The following is a 21,817-nucleotide window of genomic DNA, read 5'->3' as shown; positions in this document are numbered from 1 at the left end:
CAGTCCGCCGATCAGGCGGGCAGGAGCGTCAGTTCGGCCTCTTCGCGGTAGACCCTGCCGCCCGTCTCCAGCCATTCGAAGCCGACGGGGCCAGTCCGGAGTGGCCGGATCTCGAAGGCGAAATAGGGATTGGTGGAAACCGCCGGCTCGGGATTGATGCGGACCGCTTCCTGCCCGTCGACAAGACATGACATGCGCTCGATGATGCGCAGGGGCACCCACTGATTGTTGGGACCGAGCCGCAGGCCGGTTTCCATGGGATGGGATATGAGCGACCGTACCGTCGCAGCATCGCCGGCGCGTGCCGTAGCGGGCACCGAGATGCGCGGCCGGGGAACGAAATCATCGGCAAGGGCAGATCCCGGCCCGGCATTGGCGCAGGCCCCGAATGTGACGCCGATGCTGGCTTCCGCCTGCCGGAAGCTGCCATCGGGCATCCCCGCCAGCACCACGACACGCTGCGAGCCATCGAGCCTGATACGCGTCGAGAGCACGGGACGCGCGGCACCTGCCATGAATCGGGCCGACAGCACCTTCGGCCGGGGGTTTTCTGTGGCAAAGACATGCACGGCGACAGGGCCCCGGGCCGGATCGGCGTCGATCTCGAAGCCGAACGGCACCACCGTGCCGGCATCGCTATGGGCGGGCAGCTGGATGCTGATGGCGCCCTCCGCCACCGGCGCGCCACGGGTGATCTGGCGGATCTCGTAGGCGACATCGCTCTCTCTGGCGCGTGCGGGCTGCGGTGCGGCCAGCAGCGCGGCGCCGGTCCCGAGCAGGAACCGGCGCCGTGACATCTGCGGGATCAAGGCCATCGGGCTCTCCGGTGGAGGGCCGGAGCGGGGCCGGCCTCCATGGGTGCTGTCACGCCAGATTCTGCCGGCCGAACGGCATGCGGTTGAGCCACTGTCCGGTCAGCTTGTAGACGGCATGGGCGAGTGCCGGAGGCGGCGGTCCCATGGGCGGCTCGCCGGCCTCCGAGAAGCGCTCGCCATTGGAAAGCCCCTCGAAATGGACATGGATCTCGAGCGGCAGGGAGGGATCGTTCTGCCGGGCCAGGCGATAGCTGTCGAGATTGCCTTCGACCACGCGGCCATTATTGAGGTTGATCTCCTCATGCATGGCCGCGCCAAGGGTCATGACCACGCCCCCTTCCAGCATCTGGCGCACCGCATCCTCATTGATCAGGCTGCCCAGATCGACGGCCAGATCGACGCGCGGAATGTAGATATCGCCGCGTCTCGAGACTTCGGCGGTAACGACCGTCGCGACCGTGGTGCCCGAGAAGCCGACCGGCGCGGTCGATGAATACCCGCCCATGCCCCAGTTGCCGATGGCCACGCCCTGCGCAATACCGCGACCCTGATCGGTGCCCCAGCCGGACTTTTCCTTGACGAGGTCCAGAAGCCTGATCCAGGCGGGATCCTCGAATTCCGCCAGGAGCGTCTTGCGGTATTCGATGGCGTCGATTCCCGCCTTTTCGGCGCACTGGTTGATGAAGCTTTCCAGCATGAAGCAGTTCGAGTTCCAGCCCGGCCCGCGCCAGGGCCCGGTCAGAAGGTTCGAGTTGACGTTCTGGGTCTGGATCAGCCAGTTGGGTACGGCGAGCCTGTAGGGCGAGTTGGCGATGCCCATATGGCCAGCCCCGGCGCCGGCGATGCTCGATTTGATTGCCTTTGGCATGCCGCTCTCGTCGAGCTTTGCGGTAAACCGCCCCGCCATTACCTGGCGGTAACGCCCCTGCCGCATCGATTCCTCGCGCGACCAGACGACCTTGACCGGGACCCCGGGCATCGTCTTGGCCACGGCCACGACCATGCGGGTGTCATCATTGTAGACACGCCGACCGAAGCCGGTTCCGACCCAGGTCTGGTTGACCAGCACCTTCTCGGGATGGAGCCCGGTTTCGTCGGCACCCACGAACAGAGCCTGCTGGGTGTGCTGGGTGGGCAGCCACATCTCGAGGCGATCGGCCTCGACGAGCGCCGTTCCGTTCAGCGGCTCCATGGTGAAGTGGTCCATGTAGGGCGTCAGGAATTCGGCCTCCACATCGGCCGCGTCGCCGATCTCGGCCTCCGCATCGCCCTCGGCAACCACGATGTTGGGGTCGACCGGATTGGTCAGCCGATCCGAGAGGTGGTCATAGAAGGTCTGGGTGCTGGTCCAGCGCGCGCCCTCGCCCGCCTCCCACTCGACGGGCATCAGGTCGAGGGCGGTCTGGGCTTCCCAGTAGCTGTCGGCGATCACCGCGATGGCGGCCTGCGGGCCATTCTGGCTGGCCGTGAGACCAAACGGCGCACGAAAGCCCTCGGGCAGGCCGGCCCGGGGTTCGTCGGGGTCGACCACCGCGACGCCGCGCACGCCGGACAGGCCACGCACCGCTTCGAAATCATAGCTCTTGAGGCGCCCGCCCTGCACCGGCGACTGCCGGAGGGCCGCATAGACCATGCCGGGCAATTTGAGGTCGATGCCATAGACGGTCGAGCCGTTCATGATCATCGGCATCTGCAGCTTGTTGCGAGACTGCTTGCCAAGGACGGCCCAGTCGGCGCGTGGCTTGGGCGCCGGCTCCTCGGCCAGTTCCACGGTGGCGGCCTTTTCGGCCACCTCGCCATAGGTGAGGGTGCGGCCGTCGGCATGCCGCAGCCTGCCCTCTTCCACCGTCACGTCGGCGACCGCGGCGCTCCACTCCTCGGCCGCCGCCTGCCGCAGCCGCTCGCGGGTGCTGGCGGCAAGCTGAAGGAGTTCATGCAGTTTCTCGGGCTCCGTCGACCGGCCGGAGAAATAGGCGAGATAGCCCGAGGTCGAATATTTTCCACCTTCGGCGAGATCGCGCTCGGGGGGAATGTACTCGCCCCGGACCAGCGACCAGTCGAGCGGCAATTCCTCCGATATGATCATCGGGTTGGCCGTGAACGTCCCGTTGCCGATGTCGGGCGTCGTGGACCGCACCGTGACGATATTGTCCGGGCCGATGGAGAGATAGGCGGTGAACTCCGTGCCCTCACCGCCTTCCCAGGGCTTGGCGCTGGTCGCGGCCATGCTCTCGCGATAGGGCGTAAGCCCGATCATCAGCCCGCCGCCAAGAGCGAGCGTCGAGAGAACAAACTGCCGACGGTTGACCGAAAGCGGGCGGTGGCGGATTGCAAGTTTTCCCATGAGTGCCATCGGGTCCTCCTCAGGCCAGTTCCGCGGCGCGATGCACCGCCGAACGAATGCGCAGATAGGTGCCGCACCGGCACACATTGTCCATCGCCTGGTCGATCTGGGCGTCGGTTGGATTGGGGCTTTGCGCCAGAAGCGCCGCGGCGGCCATCATCTGACCCGATTGGCAATAGCCGCATTGCGCCACGTTGAGCTCGGTCCACGCCCGCTGCACGGGATGGCTGGAATCGGCCGACAGGCCCTCGATGGTAACGACCGACTGCCCGACGGCGCGGGCAAGCGGGGTGTTGCAGGAGCGGACCGCCTGCCCGTCTATATGCACGGTACAGGCGCCGCACTGGTTGATGCCGCAGCCATATTTGGTGCCGGTCAGGCCGATCTTGTCACGCAATACCCACAGAAGCGGCATTGATGGATCAGCATCGACCTCGTGCGACTGGCCATTGACATTGATTGTTACTGCCATCCCCTCACTCCCTTTACGACGATTATGGCGATGAATGCGCGTTGGAGCCTTTCACAGCTTCATCAAGATGTCTTCGATGCGCGGCATAGCTCTTCTCGATAGGGCTGAGCCTGCGCGTCGTCGCGGCATAAGATTTCGATGGGCGCGCGGAACGGCCTGTGGAGATCAACGTTAGCTTTCATATTGGCGCTCAATGCGCCTTCTGAGGGGAGGATGAAATGGACAAGGCAAGAGGTGGGGACAAGCACAGAGTTCTGACGCGGCCCGGCGACATTCAGGCCTGGGTGACGGCACGCCGGGGTTTGCCGGCGATCCGGCGGGTGCCCGACCATACCGGGGCCGTGCGCGCCAAGCTGGCGCTGCGTTTCGGATCCCTGCCGGTGCGGCCCCAGCAGGCCCCCAGCCTCGACGATGGCATGAGCCCCTGCTCGTGGTCGGCCTGGCTGGCCGAACTCGAACGCCAGCAGCTGGCCCTCAAGGTCGGCGGTCAGGCGCCCGAAGGCTGCGAGATCGTCGACCGCAAGAGCCTCAACTGAGGCGTTCCGGGTAAAGCCGATACTGCCTCACCCGCGGCAAAAAGCGACGGCCGATCAGGCCGCCAGCGCGGGGGCGCGCGCTTCGAGCCCGAAGGCCTCGGCGACCAGTTCATACGACCGGCGGCGCTTGGCATAAGAGTGCAGCGTCGTCGTGATCATCACCTCGTCGGCGCCGGTCTCTGCCAGCTTGGCCTCGATCTCGGCCTTGACCGTCTGCGGCCCGCCGATGATCCAGAGCGGCCGCTGGTTGGCGATGATGGCCTTTTCGCGCTCGGTATAAGGATGGGCGGCCGCCTCTTCGGGCGAGACCAGCTTGCGGATCTGGCCCGAATGGAAGAGCGCCCAGCTCAGGGCCTGCGAGCCGGCCAGGAACTCGGCCTCCTCATCGGTTTCCGCGCAGATCACCGAGAGGCAGACGATGGCGTGCGGCGCCTTCAGCTGCCGGCTGGCCTCGAAACCCCGCCGATAGGCTGCAATCGCCGGTCCGCCGGGCGTTGCCGAAAAATGCGCCGCAAAGGCATAGCCCAGCCCCATCTGGCCGGCCGCATGGGCGCTCGATCCCGATGATCCCAAAAGATGGATGGGCGGCAGGCTGACCCCGCCGGGCGAGGCGAGAAGCCGCGAGAACGGATGGTCGGGCGGAAAGCCTTCCTCGTCAAAGGCGATCATCTCGGCGAAATAGGCCGAAAACTCCTCGCCCCCGCCGGTGCGCAGCGCCTGCATGGCGAGCCGGTCACCCCCCGGCGCCCGCCCCAGTCCCAGATCGATGCGCCCGGGATGCAGCGCCTCGAGGGTGCGGAACGCTTCGACGATGCGCAGCGGCTGATGGTTGAGCAGCATGATGCCGCCCGACCCCACCCGGATCGTCGAGGTGGCGGCCGCCGAATTGGCGATGAGGAGCTCGGGCGCCGCCGAACCGATCGACGGCATGCCGTGATGCTCGGCATACCAGACGCGGGTATAGCCCAGCGCCTCGGCTGTCTGCGCGAGCCGCGCGGTCTCCCTCAGCGCTTCGGGCGTGGAAACGCCCTCCGCAATGGGCGCGAGATCGAGGACCGAAAGGGCGACGGACATGGGCAGGCTCCAGACCAGTATGACCCTCGCTATATCGGCACTCGACGATGAAAGACAACCTCCGGCGCGCTAAAAGCTGCTGGCCGGTAGTCTGGCGTTACGGGTGGTCGTTGCGCGCAGGTGACGCAATGGCAGCGGAATTCACCCTTGGGATCGGCTGCGATTGACAGACCGCCACGGCCGGGGCTTTGATCGCTCGAGCTCAGGGGCAGTGTCATGATCATGCGTATCCTCGTCCAGACGGCCATCGCGGCCCTTTTCGCGCTTGCGATGCCGCTGGCGGTGCAGGCTCAGGCCCTGCCAATCGACGAGATCCGGGGCGGGCTCTTCGCGCACAGCGTCGACGAGCCGGGCCCCGACGATGCCTTCTGGAACGTGACGCGCATCCAGGATGCCAATGTCGAGCTGCTCTTCACGCCGCTGCAGGGCGATATCTGGAGCGTGATCGGCTCGCCCCGCCCGCATCTGGGCGCGACGATCAATCTGGGCGGGCTCGAAAGCATGGTCTATGGCGGCCTCTCCTGGACCTGGCACGTCTTCGATACCCCGCTCTTTGTCGAAGGCACCTTCGGCGCGGCACTGAGCAATGGCGCCGAGACCGGCGCGATCTATCCGGCGCGCAATCTGGGCTGCCCCTTCCTCTTCCGCGAAAGCGCCAGCCTCGGCTACCAGGTCACCCAGGAAGCAAGCGTGATGCTCACCCTCGAGCATGCCTCGCACGCCTATCTCTGCGGCGAGGAAAATCGCGGCCTCACCAATCTGGGCGTCCGCTTCGGCATGAAGTTCTGATGCGCCATATCGGCACCGTGCCGATCCTGCGCAGTTTCGATGCGGCCAAGGCACGCGAGTTCTATCTCGGCTTTCTGGGCATGAGCCTCGACTGGGAGCATCGCTTCGCGCCCGAGGCCCCGCTCTACATGCAGGTGAGCCGCAACGGCCTCGTCCTGCACCTGTCCGAGCATCATGGCGATGCGACCCCCGGCTCCCATATCCGGGTCGAGATCGAGGGGGTCGAGGCTCTCCATCGCGAGCTCCTCGAAAAGCGCTATGCCAGCAACCGGCCCGGGCTCGAACGGCCCGAATGGGGTGGGCTCGAAGTGACGGTCACCGACCCTGCGAGCAACTGCATCACCTTCTTTTCCCGCTGAACCCCGGCCGACAAAGACCTAAGCCGCCTCGCCGGCGACAAAGCCCGAGGCCCAGGCCCACTGGAAGTTGTAGCCGCCAAGCCAGCCGGTCACATCGACAGCCTCGCCGATGAAATGGAGCCCCGGCACGCCCTTGGCTTCCATCGTCCGGGCATCGAGCCCGTCGGTGTTGATGCCGCCAAGGGTCACCTCGGCGGTGCGATAGCCCTCGGTTCCGACGGGCTTCAGCGACCAGCGGTTGACCCGCTCCATCACCGCCATCAGCTTCTTGTCGGAAAAATCGCCCACCATGCCGGGCATTTCGAGATCTTCGCCCACGAGCTGGGCCAGCCGCTTGGGCAGGAAGGCGCTGAGCACGGTCTGGATGGCGAGGCGCGGCGTATCGCGCCTCGCGGCCTTCAAGCGATCGAGCCCGTTGCCGTCGGGCATGAGGTCGACGCCGATCGCCTCGCCCTCGCGCCAATAGGATGAAATCTGCAGGATCGCCGGGCCCGAGAGCCCACGATGGGTAAAGAGCAGCGCCTCGGTGAAGCCGGTCTTGCCATGGCTCACCCGCGCCTCGGTGGAAACCCCGGCGAGCGGCGACAGCCTTGCGAGGGCGCCGGGCTCGAAGGTCAAGGGCACGAGGGCCGGCCGCGTTTCGGTGACGGCCAGGCCGAACTGTTCGGCGAGGCGATAGGCAAAGCCCGTCGCGCCCATCTTGGGGATCGACTTGCCGCCGGTGGCGATGATCAGCCGGTCGGTCGCCAGCACGCCCGCGCCGGTCCGCACGAGAAAGCCCTCGCCCGCGCGCTCCACCGCCTCGATGGGCGTCGAGAGCCGGAGCGCGCCGCCTGCGGCACGCAGATCCTCGACCAGCATGCCGACGATCTGGGTGGCCGAGCCATCACAGAAGAGCTGGCCCAGCGCCTTTTCGTGCCAGGCGATGCCGCGCCGGTCGACCATGGCAATGAAATCGGCGGGGGTGAAGCGCGACAGGGCCGAGAGCGCGAAACGCGGGTTCTGCGACAGGAACCGGTCGCGCCCGAGCTTGCCCGTGGCGTTGACATTGGTGAAGTTGCAGCGCCCGCCCCCGGAGATGCGGATCTTTTCGCCCGGATCGCGGGCGTGGTCGAGCACCAGCACCCGGCGACCGCGCCGCCCGGCCCGGATCCCGGCCATGAGGCCGGCAGCGCCGGCTCCGATGATGATGACTTCGTGCTTGTCCATGCGATCCCGTATCCTGCCTGTCCGTCGCGGCGACGCGCCCCGGTCGGGGGCCGCATTTACCATCCGCGCTGAGGGTTCGTTCACCAGAACCGCCTAGGCTCATGCTGGGCTATGGCAAAAGCGTCGCATCGGCAAGCCACATGAGAGCCTTGCCGAATTTGCGCTTGAACCGCACCATGGGCTCGGGTGATATCCGCCGGGCATATTAAGGCATAAGGGGTGACGATCATGGTCAGGACATCGGCAGCGCTGGTCGGAGCCCTCATGGTTTGCGCCACCCCCGCCCTGGCACAGGATTTCGGGCAGGATTTCGGCCTCTCGGAAATCCGCGTCGGCCCGATGTTCCACGGGCTCGAAGCCACGAGCGAATCGCTGCTCAACCCCTTCGAGACCGGCCAGCTCGAGGATGTCAGCTTCGAGATCCTGTGGCGCACCCCGGATATCGATGCGCTCTACTGGCTCGGCTCGCCGCGCCCCGCCGTCGGGGGCACGCTCAATCTCAAGGGCCGCGAGCAGATGGTGCATGCCGGGCTCAACTGGCATCTGCCGATCTTTGACACACCGTTCTGGGTCGAAGGCGGCCTCGGGCTCGCCGCCATCAGCGGCTATACCCATGATGCCCCGCCCGGCTACCGCAATCTGGGCTGCCACGTCACCGGCTATTTCCAGGGCAGCATCGGCGCCGATATCGGGGACGACTGGACGGCGATGCTGACGGTCGAGCATTCGAGCCATGCCTGGCTCTGTAATCCGGAAAATTCGGGGCTCAACTCCCTGGGCGTCCGCATCGGCTACAAGTTCTGAGACGACGCGCCTGACGAGGGACACCGGACCTTCGAGCGGCCTTTGAGGCAGAGGCATTGCCACGCGCTGCATTGACACGCGGGCGGAAACCGCTAGAAACGCCATCGTCGATGCGGAAAGGGCCCCTCATGGCCACGGGATCGTTCTCGAACACTGCCCAGGGCATCCGGATCGCCATCCGGACCGGGCTTGCGTTCGTCCCGCCGCTTCCGGTCAAAACCACCGCCAAAACCCGCTAGCCGATCCCCGGGCCGTGCCCCTGCCGGGGAGCGGCTCAAGCCATGTGGCCGGGGACCTCAAAGGTCCGCGCGGGGCAACAAGGCAAAAAGGAACATCCCATGGGCTATCGTGTCGCCGTCGTCGGTGCCACCGGCAATGTCGGGCGTGAAATGCTCAACATTCTGGATGAGCGCAAGTTTCCCGCCAGCGAAGTCATCGCACTGGCCTCCTCGCGCTCGACCGGGCAGGAGGTGAGCTTCGGCGACAGGCGCCTCAAGTGCCGCAACCTCGCCGATTTCGATTTTTCAGGCGTCGATTTCGCCCTGATGAGCGCCGGCTCGACGGTCTCGAAGGAATACGCCACCCGCATCGGTGAAACCGGCTGCATGGTGATCGATAATTCGAGCTACTGGCGCTACCATTCCGATGTTCCGCTCATCGTGCCGGAAGTGAACGGCCATGTGCTCGACGCCTATATGGCGCAGGCCAACCGCCGCAACATCATCGCCAACCCCAATTGCTCCACCGCCCAGATGGTGGTGGCATTGAAGCCCCTGCATGATCTGGCGACCATCAAGCGCGTCGTGGTCTCGACCTACCAGTCGGTCTCGGGCGCCGGCAAGGAAGGCATCGACGAGCTCTACGACCAGACCAAGGGCATGTTCGTTACCGACAAGCCCAGCCCCAGGAAGTTCCCCAAGCAGATCGCCTTCAACGTCATCCCCCATATCGATGTGTTCATGGAGGATGGCTACACCAAGGAAGAGTGGAAGATGCTGGCCGAGACCAAGAAGATCCTCGATCCCAAGATCAAGGTGACGGCGACGGCGGTGCGCGTGCCGGTCTTTGTGGGGCATTCGGAGGCCATCAACCTCGAATTCGAAAACCCGATCAGCCCCGACGAGGCCCGCGATGCGCTGCGCGAGGCGCCCGGCATCATGGTCGTCGACAAGCGCGAGCCCGGTGGCTACATCACGCCGGTCGAATGCGTAGGTGACTACAACACCTTCGTCTCCCGCATCCGTGAGGATGTGACGGTGGAAAACGGCCTCGCCCTGTGGGTGGTCAGCGATAATCTGCGCAAGGGCGCGGCACTCAACGCCATCCAGATCGCCGAGACGCTGATCGAACGCGGGCTGATCAAGCGCGCCGCCTGATCGCCATCCCTCATTCTGCGCAGACAAAAAAGGCCGCCCGTGAGGGCGGCCTTTCGTTCAGGCTCAGCGAACCGATCAGTTCGAGGTGTTGCTCGGGGTCGATTCGCGGCTTTCGTTGGTGGTCGGCGCCTCGGCAGACCCCGTGGCGAGGGCGAGGAACGCCTCGAACTCGGTCTCATCGAGATTGCCGTCCGCATTGGCGTCAGCCTGGGTGAAGAAATCAGGCGCGATGCCGGGCGCAGCGGCCTCAGCTTCTTCGAGCGAGATCATGCCATCGCCATTGGTGTCAGCACCGGCGAAGGTCATCGTGTCGGCGGCGGGCGCCGGGGCGGTCGTGGCCATCTGGGCATAGGCCGGGGCGGCCAGACCAGCGAGAAGTCCGATAGCGGCGACGGAGCCGAGAATCTTCTTCATTTTTGTTTCCTTTCTCTGTTGCTTAAAAGACAGGGAATGCCTGTCTCACAGTCGCAGGGAGGAAACAGCGACAGCGCCACCTAAGTTCCAGGAGCGCGCGAAATTATGCAGTCGAAACAATGTGATCGCTGAAGGCGGCGCTTTTTGGGAACAGCAAAGGGTTCCGCCGAAGTGATCAGGTCTCGTGGTCGTGAACGAGCGACCGATCTTCGGGCTCGGGGCTGGGGCGGGTGAAATCGCCGCTCTCGCTATCCATCACCCAGAGCTCGCCGGTCGAAATATCGAACCAGGCGCCATGCACCTTGAGCGCGCCCTGCGCCTCGAGCGCCCGCACATAGGGAAACGTCCTGAGATTGGCGATAGAATTGCGGATCGAATGGCGCTCGAGCAGGGTCTGCCGTTCGGCGGTGGTGAGGAAGCTGTAGCGGCTCACCTCCTCGGCCACCGGACCCAGAAGGCTCATCCACTTGCCGATGAAGTCGCCTTCATCGAGCGGATCGGGGCTGGTGAGGGCGGCATGGATGCCCCCGCACCGGCCATGGCCCATGATCACCACATCCGTAATGCCCAGTCCCTTGACGGCGAACTCGATCGCCGCCGACGTGCCGTGCTGGCCGCCATCGGGCGCATAGGGCGGCACGAGATTGGCGACGTTGCGCAGCACGAACAGCTCGCCGGGGCCGCAATCGAAGATCGTCTCGGGCGCCGCCCGGCTGTCGCAGCAGGCGATGACCATGGTCGTCGGCTTCTGGCCGGAGGCAGCCAGTTCGCGATATTGCTCGTTGCGGTTCCGGTAGACGCCCGCCATGAAGGTGCGGTAACCGGAGAGAAGGCGCGTCGGGAAGCTGTGCATGGCTCTCGATTAGTGCCAGAGCAGCAAAACTTCAACTCCTCCCTTCGGCGCGACAAGCAGAGCGGACATGCAGATTTACAGGTTCCTGACCGGCGACGATGATTCGGCCTTCTGCCATAAGGTGACCAAGGCCCTGTCGGAAGGCTGGGTGCTGCAGGGCTCGCCCACCTATGCCTATGACCCCACCTCAAAGAAAATGCGCTGCGGGCAGGCGGTGACGCGGGTGGTCGCCGACCAGCCCTACGACCCGGACAAGAAGCTCATCGACTATCGCTGAACCCGGCGCTCGTCCCGGTCATCTCGCCCGAAAGCGCCAGGTGCTGGAGCAGCAGGATGGTCTTGGCATCGATGATGCGGCCATGGGCGATCATCGTCATCGCCTCGGCAAAGGCCATTTCCACCACTTCGATCGCCTCGGTTTCCTCGGCCAGCCCCCCGCCCGGCCCGATGCGATCGGCGGCGGTGTAGGGCGCGATATAGCAGCTGACCTTCTCGGTCAGCGAGCCAGGGCTCGGATAGGTCGCGAACGCAAGGCGCATCGGCCCCAGAGCGAGCCCGGTCTCCTCGGCCGCCTCGCGGCGGGCGGCGGCTTCTGGCGCATCGGCATCCAGAAGTCCCGCCGGCACCTCGAGCAGCCAGCCCTCATCACCGCACAGATGCGGCGGCAGCCGGAACTGGCGCACCAGCATCACGCAGCCGCTTGCCCTGTCATAGGGCAGCACGCAGGCGGCATGGCCATGGTCATAGATCTCGCGCACCTGCCGGACCGTGGCGCCATCGCCCGTCGCAAGATCGATGGTGGTGCTGGTGATCCGGCCCCAGCCCACAAAGACCTCGGCATGGGCGATGATGGTTACCCCGTCGCGCGTCTTGTCCCCAAAATCAGAACTGGTCATGGCGCTGCGCCCCTGGGTTTTCGCGACAGACCCATGCCATGGCGGGATGCCGGGCACCAGATGAACCGGGTGTGAATCCTGCCTTCAGCCGGGGTCAACCCGCACTCTGCCAAAACGGTCCCAGACAGCGGCAGCCCTCCTTGGCAGACCGCATGGACGACGGAGGCCGATCATGGATGGGATTGCGATGAGGAATGCCCCGGCCATGACCCTTGCGCCCTGTCGCACCGGCAGCGGGGGCACGGCCCCCGCGCCGATCCCCCCGGCGACAGAGACTGTGGCAAAAGAAATCGGGGCGCCCGAAATGCGCCACCGGGTCATCGGGCTCCTGGTCGGGCTCTCGCTTCTTGCAACGAGCGCTGCTGGTCGTCCCGACGATACGCCGCCGACGGCATCGCCGGATCGCCATATTCTGGCCTAAAGTTTACCTCCGCGCGACCTTTCTGCCTTTGACGCGCCGGTCCGGCATCGCTAGAAGTCTCGAACCTTTCCAAACTGGCGCGGAGCCAAGGCGCTCCCCGCTCGGCTCGCGAGGCCTCATGTCGGCTCGACCCCGTCCCCTTTCTCCTCACCTGCAGGTCTATCGCTGGACCATCACCATGGCCATGTCGATCGTGCATCGCGCGACGGGCATCGCCAATGCGGCGGGCTTCGTGCTGCTGGTCCTCTGGCTCGTGGCGGCAGCCGCCGGCGACCCGATGTTCGGCGCCGTCAACGGCCTCTTCGGCAGCTGGTTCGGGCAGCTTGTGCTCTTTGGCTTCACATGGAGCCTCACCCACCACATGCTGGGCGGCATCCGTCATTTCATCTGGGATACCGGCGCCATGATGGAGCCCGGCCGCCGCGAGGCCATCGCCTGGGCGACGCTTGTCGGCTCGGTGGTGATCACCCTCGTCATCTGGCTCGTATTCGTGTGGGTAGGCTGAGATGCGCGAACAGTTGATCACCAAGGACACCATCGCCGATCCGCGCACCCGCTATGGCGCGGCCAAGGCGTCGACGCGACATTTCATGACCCAGCGCGTGACGGGGGCGATCAACATCGTCTTCCTGCTGCTGCTGCTGTTCGTGGTCGTGCGCCTTGCCGGCGCCGACCGGGCGGGCGCGGTCGCGCTCATCGGCACGCCATGGATCGGCCTGCCTCTGGCCCTGCTCATCGTCAACGTCGCGATCCACATCCGCAACGGCATGCGCGACGTGCTCGAGGATTATTTTGCGGGCAGCACCTACACTCTCTTGATGACACTCACCACGCTGTTCAGCGTCGTGGTCGGCGCGCTCGGCGCCCTCTGCGTGCTCAAGCTGGTGTTCTGGGGTTAGTCTGAGCATGGCAAGTTACGAACTCATCGACCATGAATTCGATGTGGTGGTCGTCGGCGCCGGTGGCGCCGGCCTTCGCGCGACGCTCGGCATGGCCGAACAGGGGTTCAATACCGCCTGCGTCACCAAGGTGTTCCCCACCCGCAGCCACACCGTCGCGGCCCAGGGCGGCATCGCCGCCTCGCTCAAGAACATGGGGCCCGACAGCTGGCAGTGGCACATGTACGACACCGTCAAGGGGTCGGACTGGCTGGGCGACAACGACGCGATGGAATATCTGGCGCGCGAGGCGCCCGCCGCCGTCTACGAGCTCGAGCATTACGGCGTGCCGTTTTCGCGCACCGAAGACGGACGCATCTACCAGCGGCCCTTTGGCGGGCACATGACCGAATTCGGAGACGGGCCGCCGGTGCAGCGCACCTGCGCGGCCGCCGACCGCACCGGCCACGCCATCCTCCACACGCTCTATGGCCAGTCGCTGCGGCACAACGCCCAGTTCTTCATCGAATATTTCGCCATCGACCTGATCATGGGCGATGACGGCGCCTGCCAGGGCATCATCGCCTGGAAGCTCGACGATGGCACGCTGCACCGGTTCCGCGCCAAGCTCGTGGTGCTGGCGACGGGCGGCTATGGACGCGCCTATTTCTCGGCGACCTCGGCCCATACCTGCACCGGCGACGGCAACGGAATGGTGGCGCGCGCCGGCCTGCCCTTGCAGGACATGGAATTCGTGCAGTTCCACCCCACCGGCATCTACGGGGCCGGCTGCCTCATCACCGAGGGCGCGCGTGGCGAAGGCGGCTATCTCGTCAATTCCGAGGGCGAGCGCTTCATGGAGCGGTATGCGCCAAACGCCAAGGATCTGGCGAGCCGCGACGTGGTTTCGCGCTGCATGACGCTCGAGATCCGCGAAGGCCGCGGCGTGGGCCCCAAGAAGGACCACATCTTCCTCCATCTCGACCATCTCGATCCCAAGGTGCTGCATGAGCGTCTGCCGGGCATCTCGGAATCGGCCAAGATCTTCGCCGGCGTCGACCTCACCCGCGAGCCCATCCCGGTGCTGCCCACCGTGCACTACAATATGGGCGGCATCCCCGCGAACTATCATGGCGAGGTCATCGACCCTGCCCGCGGTGGCCCCGATGCGACCGTGCCGGGCCTGATGGCCGTGGGCGAAGCTGCCTGCGCCTCGGTGCACGGCGCCAACCGCCTGGGCTCGAATTCGCTGACCGACCTCGTGGTCTTCGGGCGCGCCGCAGCCCTTCGCGCCGGCAAGGTGCTCGACCGCAAGGCGAGGATCCCCTCCGTCAACCGCCTCGCCGACGAGCGCATCCTCGCCCGCTTCGACCGGCTGCGCCACGCCAATGGCTCGGTGCCGACCGCCGAGCTGCGCGAGACCATGCAGCGCAGCATGCAGGAGGATGCGGCCGTGTTCCGCACCGCCGAAAGCCTCAAGTCGGGCGTCGAGCGCATGAGCGCGCTCTATCCGGGCCTCAAGGACCTCAAGGTGCATGACCGCTCGCTGATCTGGAACTCCGACCTCGTGGAAACCCTCGAGCTCGAGAACCTGATGGCTTCGGCGATCACCACTGTGGTTTCGGCGGAGGCGCGCAAGGAAAGCCGTGGCGCCCACGCCCATGAGGACTTCCCCGATCGCGACGACGTCAACTGGCGCAAGCATACCCTCGCCTGGGTCGACGATGACGGCCGCGTGCGCCTCGACTACCGCCCCGTGCATGTCGATCCGCTGACCCCGGAAGCCGAAGGCGGCATCCCCCTCAAGAAGATCGCGCCCAAGGCGCGCGTCTACTAGGGAGATCCCGATGTGCCAGATGTGCGAGGAATACGAAGCGGAGCTCCGCCGGATGGAGGCTGCAAGGCTTTCCCGTGCAAAAGAGGCGCAGGCCGCCAAGGCAACGCCGCTGGCCGCCGCACCGCCTGCAAGTCCGGAAGATCAGCGATGAAACACGCGCTACCCGTTTCGCTGATTGCTGGCGTCGCCCTGTGGCCATTGGCTGCCGTTGCTGCCCCCACCGCGGCGCAGAAGGCGGAATTCTACTCCGTCTGCATGGGCATCAGCGGCGACGCGGCCTTGTGTGGCTGCAAGGCCGATGCGGCGATGACGCTCGTCGATGAGCGCATGATGGGTTATGTGATCGCCGGCATGAAGGGCGCGGGCAATGCGCCCGCCGATATCCAGAAGCGGTGGAACGGCTACGTCGCCGAGAGCAACCGCGTCTGCAAGCCGGGTTATTGAGAAGGTAGGTCGGGCCATGGTCGAGTTGAGGCTTCCCAAGAATTCGCAGATCCGCACGGGCAAGACCTGGCCGAAACCGGCCGGCGCCACGCGGCTGCGCGAGTTCAAGATCTACCGCTACGATCCCGATACCGGTGACAATCCGCGCACCGATACCTATTTCGTCGATCTCGACGATTGCGGACCGATGGTGCTCGACGGGCTCTTGTGGATCAAGAACAAGGTCGACCCCACGCTCACGCTGCGCCGTTCGTGCCGCGAGGGCATCTGCGGGTCGTGCTCGATGAATATCGACGGGCTCAACACGCTCGCCTGCACCAAGGGCATGTCCGAGATTTCGGGCACCATCGCGATCTATCCGCTGCCGCACATGCCGGTGATCAAGGATCTGGTGCCCGATCTCTCCACCTTCTACGCCCAGCACCGGTCGGTCGAGCCCTGGCTCAAGACCACCGATGCCGCCCCGGACAAGGAATGGCTGCAGTCGCGCGCCGATCGCGAGAAGCTCGACGGGCTCTATGAGTGCATCCTGTGCGCCTGCTGCTCCACCTCCTGCCCCTCCTATTGGTGGAATGGCGAGAAATATCTCGGCCCTGCCGTTCTGCTGCAGGCCTATCGCTGGCTGATCGACAGCCGCGACCAGACCACGTCCGAGCGGCTCGACAATCTTGAAGACCCCTTCAAGCTCTATCGCTGCCACACCATCATGAACTGCTCGAAGGCCTGCCCCAAGGGCCTCAACCCGGCCAAGGCCATTGCCGAGATCAAGAAGATGATGATCGAGCGCAAGGCCGCCTGAGGCCTGGCAGCATGTACGAAACCGTCGCCGAGATCGCAGATCCCTCGCAGGCCCGCGTGCTGATCACGGCGCTCAAGGCGCATGGTTTTCATCCCCTTGAAGGCGGCGAGAACGGGCTGCCCGGCCTGCCGGGCGTCTACGGTCCGAGGGGCATCGCGATCGCCGTGCCAGACGCCGAGGCGAGCGACGCGCGGCTGCTGCTGGCCGATCTCATTGCGGACATGGGCGGCCCGGAAACGGGCGGAGTCGTAACTTAGCCACATTGATCGGACCAAAAGGCCACGAGCCCCGTCTGTTTCGGGGCGGCAGGCGCATCATTGGCCGGTTGAACGACACGGACGCTTCGCGCTATATGCGAAATCCGAGTGCGAGGCCAAGTTGCGGTGGCGGCGGACCCTAGTCCTTTGTGGAGCAGTGCATGACCAGACTGGCGCGCAACAGCGCAGCGCTCGCGACCCTCCTCGTTGCGGCGGTCACGCTTTCGGCCTGCAGCAGCACCGGTTCGGGTGCGGTGACGGCCCATAACATGGCGCCCGAGCCGGCAATGCCGGTCATCGATTCGGCCGTGGCCACCGCCAGCCTTCCGCCCATCGGGCCGGATGGGCAGGTGACGCAGGCGCCGCTTGGCCAACCCATGCAGCAGGGCGCCATCGGCACGCCGGTCTATGGCCAGCAATTCCCGCAGAACCCGCAGGCCTATCCGCAGCAATATCCGCCGCAGGTGGCGGGCGGCCAGCCGGTCTATGGCCAGCCCACGATCTCGAGCCTCCCCAACCCGGGCGCGCCGGTGGTCTATCCGCCGATGGGCGATCCGCTCGCGCCGGCACCGGGCGTGGCGAGCGCCGATCCCTCCTTCGTTACGCTTGATGCGGTGGGCAGCATGCCCAATACCGGGGCGCGCGACCTTTCGGGCGGCCTCACCGTCGCCAAGCTCCTTGGTGGCTGGACCATCGTTTCAGGCCCCGACCAGTGCCGGCTGAACCTGACGCAGACCGCGAAATCGGGCACCAGCCGCTATCGGGCCTCGAGCCCGGGCTGCACCATGCCCGGCCTCAAGGTCGTCGCGTCCTGGCAGCTGGCCGGCAACCAAGTGCAGCTGTTCGATGAAAACAACGACATCGTCGCTCAGCTGATGCTGTCGGGCAACCGCTTCATCGGCGTGCTCTCGGGCGGCCAGGGCATCTCGATGGTCGGCTGACCGGTGGCCTCCCCGGAGGGTCCCGTAGGCTCGGCGCTTGCGCGCCTTGTCGCCGATGGCGTGCTGACGCCCGATCCAAAACAGGCCGAGGCCGCGCGCCTTCTCGACAGTATCGAGGCGGGGCTTTCGGCGCCGGGCAGAATGCTGTTCGGCTTTTCCCTGGGCTCGAAAGACCCGGTCAGGGGCGCCTATCTCGTCGGCGATGTGGGGCGCGGCAAGACGCTCCTAATGGATCTCTTCGTTGCCCATACGCGTGAAAAGCGCGTGCGGCGCGTGCATTTCCATCATTTCATGGATGAGGTGCATGCCGAAATCGCCGCCTTCCGCGCCACCCCGCGCGGCAAGGATGGCAAGGCCGACCCCATCGCCCATGTGGTCAAAGGCATTCTCGCCCGCACGCGACTCCTCTGCCTCGATGAATTCCAGGTCACCGACATCACCAATGCGATGATCCTGGGACGGCTGTTCGAGCAGCTCTTTGCCGGCGGCGTCGTGCTCGTCACCACCTCCAACGTCCTGCCGCGCGAGCTCTACCGCAACGGGCTCAACCGCCAGCTCTTTTTGCCCTTTATCGGCCTGCTCGAAGCCCATGTCAGCGTCATGACGCTCGATGGCGAGACCGACTACCGCCGGCTCAAATTTGCCGGCCGCGCCGTGTTCCATATCGGCAGGGGCCCGGAAGCGCGGGCGGCGATGGACCGGCTCTGGCAGGCCTTCACCGGCGGTGCGGACAGCGCGCCCACCACGGTGGAATCGTTGGGCCGCAAGATCCCCGTGCCCGAAGCGGCCCTCGGGGTGGCGCGGTTTCCGTTTTCGGCGCTGTGCGAAACCCCGCTCGGGGCGCGCGACTATATCCGCCTCGCCGAGCGCTTCGACGCGCTGGTGATCGACGATGTGCCGCAGTTCGACCGCACCCGCTCGAACGCTGCCAAGCGCTTCATCCTGCTCGTCGATACGCTCTACGACATGGGCATCAAGCTCGCCGCCAGCTTTGCCACTCCGCTCGAAGCGCTGGGCGCCGACCGCGACACGCAGTTCGAATTTGCCCGCACCCTGTCCCGGCTCCTCGAAATGCAGTCAGAAACCTATCTCGAAGCGCCGCGTCGTGATGCCGTCACCGCCGAGAGCCCGGCCGAGCCCGCCGCAGCATCCTGAGGCCCGAACGCCCCCTGCGACACTAAGCCCTACGGCTGACTTGCGCAGGTCATGTCTTGGCATTATGAGGGGCCGCAATTTCCACACTATGTGACGGGACGACGGCTCATGGCGCGCAAGAAGATCGCACTCATCGGAGCGGGGCAGATCGGGGGCACTCTGGCGCATCTGGTTGCGCTCAAGGAACTCGGCGACGTTGTTCTGTTCGACATCGTCGATGGCGTGCCGCAGGGCAAGGCGCTCGACCTGTCGCAGTCGGGCCCGGTCGATGGCTTCAACTCCACCATCAAGGGCACCTCCGAATACAAGGACATCGAAGGCGCCGACGTGGTGATCGTCACCGCCGGCGTGCCGCGCAAGCCCGGCATGAGCCGCGATGACCTGCTCGAGATCAACCTCAAGGTGATGGAGCAGGTGGGCGCCGGCATCGCCAAATACGCCCCCAACGCCTTCGTCATCTGCATCACCAACCCGCTCGATGCCATGGTCTGGGCGCTGCAGAAGTTCTCGGGCCTGCCGGCGAGCCGCGTCATCGGCATGGCGGGCGTGCTGGATTCGGCGCGTTTCCGCCACTTCATCGCCGACGAGCTCAAGGTCTCGGTCGAAGACGTCTCGGCCTTCGTGCTCGGCGGCCATGGCGACACCATGGTGCCCTTGGCCCGCTACTCCACCGTCGCCGGCATTCCGCTCACCGACCTCGTCAAGATGGGTTGGATGAGCAAGGAAAAGCTCGAGCAGATCATCCAGCGCACCCGTGATGGCGGCGCCGAGATCGTCGGGCTGCTCAAGACCGGTTCGGCCTTCTATGCCCCGGCCGCCTCCGCCATCGCCATGGCCGAGAGCTATCTCAAGGACAAGAAGCGCGTGCTGCCCGCCGCCGCCTATCTTTCGGGCGAATATGGCGTCAAGGACACCTATGTCGGCGTGCCGGTGGTGATCGGCGCCAACGGGGCCGAAAAGATCGTCGAGATCGCGCTCAACGGCGCCGAGCAGAAGGCTTTCGACAAATCCGTCGCCTCGGTGCACGGGCTGGTCGAAGCCTGCAAGAAGATCGCGCCCAAGCTGGCGTAACACCCAGGGCGCGTACGGCCCCCTCACCCGACGCGGCGCGTCGGCCTCTCCTTCCAAGGAGGGGCGCAGGGGGAACCGGATCGCGCCTCCAGCCCCGCCTCTCTTTCCAAAAGGAGAGGTCGGATCGCATCGCGATCCCGGTGAGGGGCCCTTGAACACTTCGCGTCGGGAGACGGTCAAATGAACATCCACGAACACCAGGCCAAGGCGCTGCTCAAGGATTATGGCGCGCCCGTCGCGGCCGGCGTCGCCATCTTCTCGGCCGACGAGGCCGAGGCTGCCGCCCGCTCACTTCCCGGCCCGCTCTATGTGGTCAAGAGCCAGATCCATGCCGGCGGCCGTGGCAAGGGCAAGTTCAAGGAACTGGGTCCCGATGCCAAGGGCGGCGTGCGCCTTGCCCGCTCAGTTGAGGATGTCGTGGCTGCGGCCCGCGAGATGCTGGGCAACACGCTCGTGACCAAGCAGACCGGCCCGGCCGGCAAGCAGGTCAACCGCCTTTATATCGAGGACGGCGCCGATATCGCCCGCGAGCTCTACTGCTCGCTCCTGGTCGATCGCGGCACCGGCCGCGTCTCCTTCGTCGTCTCCACCGAAGGCGGCATGGATATCGAGGCGGTGGCCGAGCATACGCCTGAAAAGATCATCACGGTCGCCATCGACCCGACAGCCGGCGTCACCGCCGCCGATATCGCCGCCATCAATGCGGCGCTCAAGCTCGAGGGCGCTGCCGCCGAGGACGCCAAGTCGCTGTTCCCGGCCCTCTACAAGGCCTTCACCGACAAGGACATGAGCCTTCTCGAGGTGAACCCGCTGATCGTGCTCACGGACGGGCATCTGCGCGTTCTCGATGCCAAGGTCAGCTTCGACAACAATGCCGGCTTCCGCCACGAGGAATTGAAGCCGCTGCGCGACATGTCCGAAGAGGACGACAAGGAGATCGAGGCGTCCAAATACGACCTCGCCTATGTCGCGCTCGAAGGCAATATCGGCTGCATGGTCAATGGCGCCGGCCTTGCCATGGCGACCATGGACATCATCAAGCTCTATGGCGCCGAGCCGGCGAACTTCCTCGATGTGGGCGGCGGCGCCTCCAAGGAGAAGGTCACCGCGGCGTTCAAGATCATCACCGCCGACCCCAACGTCAAAGGCATCCTCGTCAACATCTTCGGCGGCATCATGCGCTGCGACGTCATTGCCGAGGGCGTCATCGCCGCGGTCAAGGAAGTCGGGCTCACCGTGCCGCTGGTGGTTCGCCTCGAAGGCACCCGCGTCAAGGAAGGCAAGGCCATTCTCGACCAGTCGGGCCTCAACGTCATCTCGGCCGATGATCTCGACGATGCGGCCCAGAAGATCGTCAAGGCGGTGGGGAGCCAGGGCTGATGCAATGGGGCGGGGCAGGCGCGGTTGGCCTTCTGGCGGCTCTTGCCGCCATGCCCGCTGCCGCCCAGCCGGCCCCGTCCGCCTATGACCTGGCCTTCGTGGCGGAATTCGAGCAGGCCTGCGTTCCGGGCCGCCTCGGCTACCAGACGAGCCTCGATGCCGCCCGCGATGCCGGCTGGACCCCGACCACCGCAGACGCCCATCCCGAACTCGCCGCCGTGATGGCGGTGGGCGAGGCGGCGGCGCTCGACCCCGAGCTCGAGGCGACCTTCGCCTATACCGTCCACGCCAAATCCATCGAGGGCCTGCCGCATTTCCTCGTGGTCAGCACCACCTCCGCGGTGATCAGCGATCCCGACGATCCCTGGATCCAGACCGGGTGCTATCTCTATAATTTCGATGCCACCTCCCCGCTCGACCCGGCCCCCGTCACCGCGCTCATCGGCAATCCGATCAGCGCCACGCGCGAGGGTGAAGGCGCCACAAGCGTCATCTGGGGCCCGCCCTGCCCGATGCCGATGACCGGCGACACCTATCTGAGCTACATCGCCGAGGGCAGCCCGCTGACTGCGCAGGTTCCCATGACCGGCATCGCGCTCAACTTCACGACCACCGCGCTTGCCGAAGGCGAGCCGGTTCCCGAACCCTATTGCTGAAGGCACCCGCCTCCAGCCCCAAAGCCTCCAGCCCAAG

Annotated in this window: 26 protein-coding genes; 18 read left to right on the top strand and 8 right to left on the bottom strand. The window is 65.7% G+C overall.

The features are described from left to right. Positions 1-11: 11 nt before the first annotated feature. Genes BT183_RS20260 through BT183_RS12300 form a run of 3 tightly spaced genes read right to left on the bottom strand, consistent with a single transcriptional unit; the run spans position 12 to position 3,631 of the window. Complete coding sequence (locus tag BT183_RS20260) at positions 12-815, bottom strand: thiosulfate oxidation carrier protein SoxY (protein WP_084603495.1); 804 nt, start codon at positions 813-815, stop codon at positions 12-14. 49 nt (positions 816-864) lie between these two features. Beyond that, complete coding sequence (locus tag BT183_RS12305; protein ID WP_072343407.1) at positions 865-3,168, bottom strand: xanthine dehydrogenase family protein molybdopterin-binding subunit; 2,304 nt, start codon at positions 3,166-3,168, stop codon at positions 865-867. Positions 3,169-3,178: 10 nt separating this feature from the next. Then, positions 3,179-3,631 carry a (2Fe-2S)-binding protein gene (locus BT183_RS12300; RefSeq protein WP_072343404.1) on the bottom strand — a complete coding sequence of 151 codons (453 nt, stop codon included), beginning with the start codon at positions 3,629-3,631 and terminating at the stop codon, positions 3,179-3,181. A gap of 218 nt (positions 3,632-3,849) precedes the next feature. On the opposite strand from BT183_RS12300, the gene BT183_RS12295 reads away from it, so the two are divergent. Then, entirely contained in the window at positions 3,850-4,167 is a 318-nt protein-coding gene (locus BT183_RS12295) for a hypothetical protein (protein WP_143145783.1), read from the top strand. 54 nt (positions 4,168-4,221) lie between these two features. Here the strand turns inward: BT183_RS12295 and BT183_RS12290 are convergent, their stop codons facing one another. Continuing rightward, positions 4,222-5,241 carry an LLM class flavin-dependent oxidoreductase gene (locus tag BT183_RS12290; RefSeq protein ID WP_072343399.1) on the bottom strand — a complete coding sequence of 340 codons (1,020 nt, stop codon included), beginning with the start codon at positions 5,239-5,241 and terminating at the stop codon, positions 4,222-4,224. Positions 5,242-5,457: 216 nt separating this feature from the next. On the opposite strand from BT183_RS12290, the gene BT183_RS20770 reads away from it, so the two are divergent. Next, positions 5,458-6,030 carry an acyloxyacyl hydrolase gene (locus BT183_RS20770; protein WP_072343397.1) on the top strand — a complete coding sequence of 191 codons (573 nt, stop codon included), beginning with the start codon at positions 5,458-5,460 and terminating at the stop codon, positions 6,028-6,030. Next, complete coding sequence (locus BT183_RS12280; RefSeq protein WP_072343394.1) at positions 6,030-6,389, top strand: glyoxalase superfamily protein; 360 nt, start codon at positions 6,030-6,032, stop codon at positions 6,387-6,389. The genes BT183_RS20770 and BT183_RS12280 overlap by 1 nt, the downstream gene beginning before the upstream one ends. Before the next feature lie 18 nt (positions 6,390-6,407). Here the strand turns inward: BT183_RS12280 and BT183_RS12275 are convergent, their stop codons facing one another. Next, a complete protein-coding gene (locus BT183_RS12275; RefSeq protein WP_072343392.1) occupies positions 6,408-7,598 on the bottom strand; it encodes a BaiN/RdsA family NAD(P)/FAD-dependent oxidoreductase in 1,191 nt (396 codons plus the stop codon). A gap of 228 nt (positions 7,599-7,826) precedes the next feature. Here BT183_RS12275 and BT183_RS12270 point away from each other — a divergent pair, with 228 nt between their 5' ends. Further along, positions 7,827-8,402 carry an acyloxyacyl hydrolase gene (locus BT183_RS12270; protein ID WP_143145781.1) on the top strand — a complete coding sequence of 192 codons (576 nt, stop codon included), beginning with the start codon at positions 7,827-7,829 and terminating at the stop codon, positions 8,400-8,402. A gap of 338 nt (positions 8,403-8,740) precedes the next feature. Then, the gene (locus BT183_RS12265; protein ID WP_072344709.1) at positions 8,741-9,778 is read left to right on the top strand and encodes an aspartate-semialdehyde dehydrogenase; all 1,038 of its coding nucleotides are present in this window, start codon (positions 8,741-8,743) and stop codon (positions 9,776-9,778) included. Between the two features lie 75 nt (positions 9,779-9,853). Here the strand turns inward: BT183_RS12265 and BT183_RS12260 are convergent, their stop codons facing one another. After that, positions 9,854-10,192, bottom strand: coding sequence for an EF-hand domain-containing protein (locus tag BT183_RS12260; RefSeq protein ID WP_072343387.1), 339 nt, complete (start codon positions 10,190-10,192; stop codon positions 9,854-9,856). Between the two features lie 175 nt (positions 10,193-10,367). Then, the gene (locus tag BT183_RS12255) at positions 10,368-11,045 is read right to left on the bottom strand and encodes a carbonic anhydrase (protein ID WP_072343385.1); all 678 of its coding nucleotides are present in this window, start codon (positions 11,043-11,045) and stop codon (positions 10,368-10,370) included. A gap of 67 nt (positions 11,046-11,112) precedes the next feature. Here BT183_RS12255 and BT183_RS12250 point away from each other — a divergent pair, with 67 nt between their 5' ends. After that, entirely contained in the window at positions 11,113-11,322 is a 210-nt protein-coding gene (locus BT183_RS12250) for a DUF1737 domain-containing protein (protein WP_072343383.1), read from the top strand. Here the strand turns inward: BT183_RS12250 and BT183_RS12245 are convergent. Next, positions 11,306-11,941, bottom strand: coding sequence for an NUDIX domain-containing protein (locus tag BT183_RS12245; RefSeq protein WP_072343380.1), 636 nt, complete (start codon positions 11,939-11,941; stop codon positions 11,306-11,308). The genes BT183_RS12250 and BT183_RS12245 overlap by 17 nt on opposite strands. A 205-nt stretch (positions 11,942-12,146) precedes the next feature. On the opposite strand from BT183_RS12245, the gene BT183_RS20960 reads away from it, so the two are divergent. From BT183_RS20960 to BT183_RS12185, 12 genes are all read left to right on the top strand, one after another. After that, on the top strand, positions 12,147-12,362 hold the full coding sequence (locus BT183_RS20960) for a hypothetical protein (RefSeq protein WP_143145780.1): 216 nt from the start codon (positions 12,147-12,149) through the stop codon (positions 12,360-12,362). Positions 12,363-12,480: 118 nt separating this feature from the next. Further along, positions 12,481-12,867, top strand: coding sequence for a succinate dehydrogenase, cytochrome b556 subunit (gene sdhC, locus BT183_RS12235; protein WP_072343375.1), 387 nt, complete (start codon positions 12,481-12,483; stop codon positions 12,865-12,867). Between the two features lies 1 nt (position 12,868). Then, positions 12,869-13,261, top strand: coding sequence for a succinate dehydrogenase, hydrophobic membrane anchor protein (sdhD, locus tag BT183_RS12230; protein ID WP_072343373.1), 393 nt, complete (start codon positions 12,869-12,871; stop codon positions 13,259-13,261). 7 nt (positions 13,262-13,268) lie between these two features. Then, positions 13,269-15,077: a succinate dehydrogenase flavoprotein subunit gene (gene sdhA / locus BT183_RS12225; protein ID WP_072343371.1), complete on the top strand. Its 1,809-nt coding sequence runs from the start codon at positions 13,269-13,271 to the stop codon at positions 15,075-15,077. Between the two features lie 147 nt (positions 15,078-15,224). Then, positions 15,225-15,521 carry a hypothetical protein gene (locus BT183_RS12220; RefSeq protein WP_143145779.1) on the top strand — a complete coding sequence of 99 codons (297 nt, stop codon included), beginning with the start codon at positions 15,225-15,227 and terminating at the stop codon, positions 15,519-15,521. A 16-nt stretch (positions 15,522-15,537) separates the two neighbouring features. Then, positions 15,538-16,320, top strand: coding sequence for a succinate dehydrogenase iron-sulfur subunit (locus BT183_RS12215; RefSeq protein WP_072343365.1), 783 nt, complete (start codon positions 15,538-15,540; stop codon positions 16,318-16,320). Between the two features lie 11 nt (positions 16,321-16,331). Next, entirely contained in the window at positions 16,332-16,577 is a 246-nt protein-coding gene (locus BT183_RS12210; protein ID WP_072343362.1) for a hypothetical protein, read from the top strand. Between the two features lie 161 nt (positions 16,578-16,738). Beyond that, entirely contained in the window at positions 16,739-17,518 is a 780-nt protein-coding gene (locus BT183_RS12205) for an AprI/Inh family metalloprotease inhibitor (RefSeq protein ID WP_072343360.1), read from the top strand. Between the two features lie 3 nt (positions 17,519-17,521). Then, the gene (gene zapE / locus BT183_RS12200) at positions 17,522-18,673 is read left to right on the top strand and encodes a cell division protein ZapE (protein WP_072343357.1); all 1,152 of its coding nucleotides are present in this window, start codon (positions 17,522-17,524) and stop codon (positions 18,671-18,673) included. Between the two features lie 108 nt (positions 18,674-18,781). Then, positions 18,782-19,744 (top strand): malate dehydrogenase, encoded by a 963-nt coding sequence (mdh, locus tag BT183_RS12195; protein WP_072343354.1) that lies wholly within the window; start codon positions 18,782-18,784, stop codon positions 19,742-19,744. Positions 19,745-19,924: 180 nt separating this feature from the next. Then, positions 19,925-21,124, top strand: a complete 1,200-nt coding sequence (gene sucC / locus BT183_RS12190; RefSeq protein ID WP_072343351.1) for an ADP-forming succinate--CoA ligase subunit beta — start codon at positions 19,925-19,927, stop codon at positions 21,122-21,124. Continuing rightward, on the top strand, positions 21,124-21,780 hold the full coding sequence (locus BT183_RS12185) for a hypothetical protein (RefSeq protein WP_072343348.1): 657 nt from the start codon (positions 21,124-21,126) through the stop codon (positions 21,778-21,780). Before sucC ends, BT183_RS12185 begins: the two co-directional genes overlap by 1 nt. The last annotated feature ends 37 nt before the right edge of the window (positions 21,781-21,817 follow it).

Origin of the sequence: Devosia enhydra (assembly GCF_900119845.1) — a bacterium.
Taxonomy (GTDB): Bacteria; Pseudomonadota; Alphaproteobacteria; order Rhizobiales; family Devosiaceae; genus FPKU01.
This window is presented reverse-complemented; position numbering and strand designations above follow the sequence as displayed.

What these genes read in the sequence shown, in the direction of transcription:
- BT183_RS20260 (WP_084603495.1), bottom strand. Translation starts at nt 815, where the DNA reads ATGGCCTTGATCCCGCAGATGTCACGGCGCCGGTTCCTGCTCGGGACC.
- BT183_RS12305 (WP_072343407.1), bottom strand. Translation starts at nt 3,168, where the DNA reads ATGGCACTCATGGGAAAACTTGCAATCCGCCACCGCCCGCTTTCGGTC.
- BT183_RS12300 (WP_072343404.1), bottom strand. Translation starts at nt 3,631, where the DNA reads ATGGCAGTAACAATCAATGTCAATGGCCAGTCGCACGAGGTCGATGCT.
- BT183_RS12295 (WP_143145783.1), top strand. Translation starts at nt 3,850, where the DNA reads ATGGACAAGGCAAGAGGTGGGGACAAGCACAGAGTTCTGACGCGGCCC.
- BT183_RS12290 (WP_072343399.1), bottom strand. Translation starts at nt 5,241, where the DNA reads ATGTCCGTCGCCCTTTCGGTCCTCGATCTCGCGCCCATTGCGGAGGGC.
- BT183_RS20770 (WP_072343397.1), top strand. Translation starts at nt 5,458, where the DNA reads ATGATCATGCGTATCCTCGTCCAGACGGCCATCGCGGCCCTTTTCGCG.
- BT183_RS12280 (WP_072343394.1), top strand. Translation starts at nt 6,030, where the DNA reads ATGCGCCATATCGGCACCGTGCCGATCCTGCGCAGTTTCGATGCGGCC.
- BT183_RS12275 (WP_072343392.1), bottom strand. Translation starts at nt 7,598, where the DNA reads ATGGACAAGCACGAAGTCATCATCATCGGAGCCGGCGCTGCCGGCCTC.
- BT183_RS12270 (WP_143145781.1), top strand. Translation starts at nt 7,827, where the DNA reads ATGGTCAGGACATCGGCAGCGCTGGTCGGAGCCCTCATGGTTTGCGCC.
- BT183_RS12265 (WP_072344709.1), top strand. Translation starts at nt 8,741, where the DNA reads ATGGGCTATCGTGTCGCCGTCGTCGGTGCCACCGGCAATGTCGGGCGT.
- BT183_RS12260 (WP_072343387.1), bottom strand. Translation starts at nt 10,192, where the DNA reads ATGAAGAAGATTCTCGGCTCCGTCGCCGCTATCGGACTTCTCGCTGGT.
- BT183_RS12255 (WP_072343385.1), bottom strand. Translation starts at nt 11,045, where the DNA reads ATGCACAGCTTCCCGACGCGCCTTCTCTCCGGTTACCGCACCTTCATG.
- BT183_RS12250 (WP_072343383.1), top strand. Translation starts at nt 11,113, where the DNA reads ATGCAGATTTACAGGTTCCTGACCGGCGACGATGATTCGGCCTTCTGC.
- BT183_RS12245 (WP_072343380.1), bottom strand. Translation starts at nt 11,941, where the DNA reads ATGACCAGTTCTGATTTTGGGGACAAGACGCGCGACGGGGTAACCATC.
- BT183_RS20960 (WP_143145780.1), top strand. Translation starts at nt 12,147, where the DNA reads ATGACCCTTGCGCCCTGTCGCACCGGCAGCGGGGGCACGGCCCCCGCG.
- sdhC (WP_072343375.1), top strand. Translation starts at nt 12,481, where the DNA reads ATGTCGGCTCGACCCCGTCCCCTTTCTCCTCACCTGCAGGTCTATCGC.
- sdhD (WP_072343373.1), top strand. Translation starts at nt 12,869, where the DNA reads ATGCGCGAACAGTTGATCACCAAGGACACCATCGCCGATCCGCGCACC.
- sdhA (WP_072343371.1), top strand. Translation starts at nt 13,269, where the DNA reads ATGGCAAGTTACGAACTCATCGACCATGAATTCGATGTGGTGGTCGTC.
- BT183_RS12220 (WP_143145779.1), top strand. Translation starts at nt 15,225, where the DNA reads ATGAAACACGCGCTACCCGTTTCGCTGATTGCTGGCGTCGCCCTGTGG.
- BT183_RS12215 (WP_072343365.1), top strand. Translation starts at nt 15,538, where the DNA reads ATGGTCGAGTTGAGGCTTCCCAAGAATTCGCAGATCCGCACGGGCAAG.
- BT183_RS12210 (WP_072343362.1), top strand. Translation starts at nt 16,332, where the DNA reads ATGTACGAAACCGTCGCCGAGATCGCAGATCCCTCGCAGGCCCGCGTG.
- BT183_RS12205 (WP_072343360.1), top strand. Translation starts at nt 16,739, where the DNA reads ATGACCAGACTGGCGCGCAACAGCGCAGCGCTCGCGACCCTCCTCGTT.
- mdh (WP_072343354.1), top strand. Translation starts at nt 18,782, where the DNA reads ATGGCGCGCAAGAAGATCGCACTCATCGGAGCGGGGCAGATCGGGGGC.
- sucC (WP_072343351.1), top strand. Translation starts at nt 19,925, where the DNA reads ATGAACATCCACGAACACCAGGCCAAGGCGCTGCTCAAGGATTATGGC.
- BT183_RS12185 (WP_072343348.1), top strand. Translation starts at nt 21,124, where the DNA reads ATGCAATGGGGCGGGGCAGGCGCGGTTGGCCTTCTGGCGGCTCTTGCC.